The organism is Kitasatospora sp. NPDC058478 (genome assembly GCF_042720345.1).
In the GTDB taxonomy this organism is placed as follows: domain Bacteria; phylum Actinomycetota; class Actinomycetes; order Streptomycetales; family Streptomycetaceae; genus Kitasatospora.
This window is the reverse complement of sequence record NZ_JBHXML010000159.1, coordinates 1-2,011: the sequence shown is the minus strand read 5'-3', so window position 1 is coordinate 2,011 and position 2,011 is coordinate 1. Positions and strand designations below refer to the sequence as shown.

General features: G+C 74.2%; 2 protein-coding genes. One reads left to right on the top strand and one right to left on the bottom strand.

The window, feature by feature from the left end:
* Positions 1 to 1,047 (bottom strand): serine/threonine-protein kinase (locus ACFWPT_RS40865; protein ID WP_380488118.1); only part of this gene is annotated, 1,047 nt, incomplete at its 3' end.
* Between the two features lie 408 nt (positions 1,048 to 1,455).
* Between ACFWPT_RS40865 and ACFWPT_RS40860 the strand changes: the two genes are divergently transcribed.
* Positions 1,456 to 1,653 (top strand): hypothetical protein, encoded by a 198-nt coding sequence (locus tag ACFWPT_RS40860; protein WP_363372835.1) that lies wholly within the window; start codon positions 1,456 to 1,458, stop codon positions 1,651 to 1,653.
* Positions 1,654 to 2,011 lie beyond the last annotated feature (358 nt).

Sequence of the window (2,011 nt, the reverse complement as noted above, 5' to 3'; positions counted from 1 at the left end):
GGCCTGGGGCGGGGGGTGGGGGGGGGGGGCCGCGGGCGCGCGCGGGGCCGCGGCTGGGGGGGGGGCCGGGGACGGTGCGGGGGGGGGGGGTTGGGGGGAGCGTCCGGGCGCGGGCACGCCGTGCCGGGCGCCGTCGGGGGCGGGCTGGGCCGCCGGGCCCGCCGGGGCGGGTGCCGCGGCCCGCCCGTGGCCGGGCCGCGCGGTCCGGGTGGCGGTTCCGGCTGCCGCCCCGCGCGCCGCGAGTTCGCTGAGGCGCTCGTGCAGTGCGGCCGCGCCGGGCCGTTCGGCGGGTTCCTTGGCGAGGCAGGCGCGGATGAGCGGTGCCAGTGGCGTCGGTACGGCGGACAGGTCGGGTTCCTCGTGGACGACCCGGTAGAGCATGACTTCGGAGGACGCCCCGGATCCGAACGGGGTGTCCCCGGTGAGCGCGTAGGCGAGGGTGGCCCCGAACGCGAACACGTCGGTGGCGGGGGTGACGGCGGCGCCGCGGACCTGTTCGGGCGCGAGGAAGCCGGGGGAGCCGACGGCGGTGCCGACGTGGGTGAGGGTGCTGGCGCCGCGCGACCAGGCGATGCCGAAGTCGATGATGCGCGGGCCCCGCGGCGAGAGCAGGATGTTGGAGGGCTTGAGGTCGCGGTGGACGACCCCGGCCTCGTGCACCTTGACCAGCCCGTCGGCGAGTGCGGCGCCGATCCGGGCGGCCTCGGGCCAGCTCAGCGGCCCTTCGTCGCCGACCTGCTTGTAGAGGGAGGGCCCGGGCACGTACGCGGTGGCGAGCCAGGGGCGGTCGGCCTCGATGTCGGAGCCGACGACGCGGGCGGTGCAGCCGCCCCGGATGCGGGAGGCGGCGGCGATCTCGCGGGCGAAGCGGGTGCGGAACTCCTGGTCCTCGGCGAGTTCGGCGCGGATCAGCTTGAGGGCGACGCGCTGTCCGCGGCGGTCGGAGCCGAGGTAGACCACGCCCATGCCGCCGGCGCCCAGTCGCCGGTGCAGGCGGTACGGCCCGACGATGCGGGGGTCCTCACGCCTCAGCCGCATCATCGCCATGTTCCGTTCCCCGTCAGCCTGTGGGTGAGGCCCCGTCGGTTGGGGCATCGTCAGTTCCTGTCTGGCACAGCTTACGGACTGCCCCCTGCGGTGTGCTGATACGCAACACCTCAAGCAGCCGTGTGATTGTCGGATCGTGCGCTGACCCGCAGGTCATAGGGGTGCCGAAGCCTTTCTCGGGGTTGCCCCTCAGGGTTCCCCCGGGGTCGCGGCCAAGGCTCCCTCCCCCTGCGGTAGTACGCCTGAAGTCTGAGCGTCATCCTCCGGGATGCCCGAGGAACAGTACGACGGCATGACGCCCGGACGGCCCCCTGAGCAATAGCGTTGTGTTCAGCGGTGGACGGGGAGCTCGTCCCCCGAGGTAAGCCGTTCACCGCGCCAACTCGACCGGACCACAGGAGTAAGGGCATGGCACCGCAGCTCACGGGAAACCCCCGCCGTCGGTCGGCCGTCATCCAGTCCCGGTCGGCCGAGCAGCCCACCAGGCACCCGGCCGTGGCACTGGCCATGGCCCTGCCGTGCGCGGTGCTGCTGGTGCTGCTCTTCGGCGGTTGGGATCAGATGGCGAACCAGGCCCAGGCCGTCGCCGATCTGATCGGCCGCTGAGATCACGCCGGCCCCGACGGGGCCGGCCACAGAACGGGCACTGGTCCCCTGGGGACGGGGAACAGTGCCGCCGGGGAGGCCGCGGCCGCGATGACACGCGGACGGGCGTGTGTGGCGCGCAGAGCGCCCCGGCAGGCGGAGACGCCGCGTACGGACGTCGGTGAGGGCGACCGTACGCGGCTCTTCTCTTTTCCCGAAGCCGTCGTCTGTCCCGAAGGCGTCGGCTGTCCCGAAGCCGTCGTCAACGCCAAACGGCCGGGGCCCCGGCCTCGGGAGCGGGGTCGGCGACGGCGCGGGAGCCAAGGTCCTGGGACAGTACGAGATCGCCCACCACACACACGAAGAGGACAACGCCGTG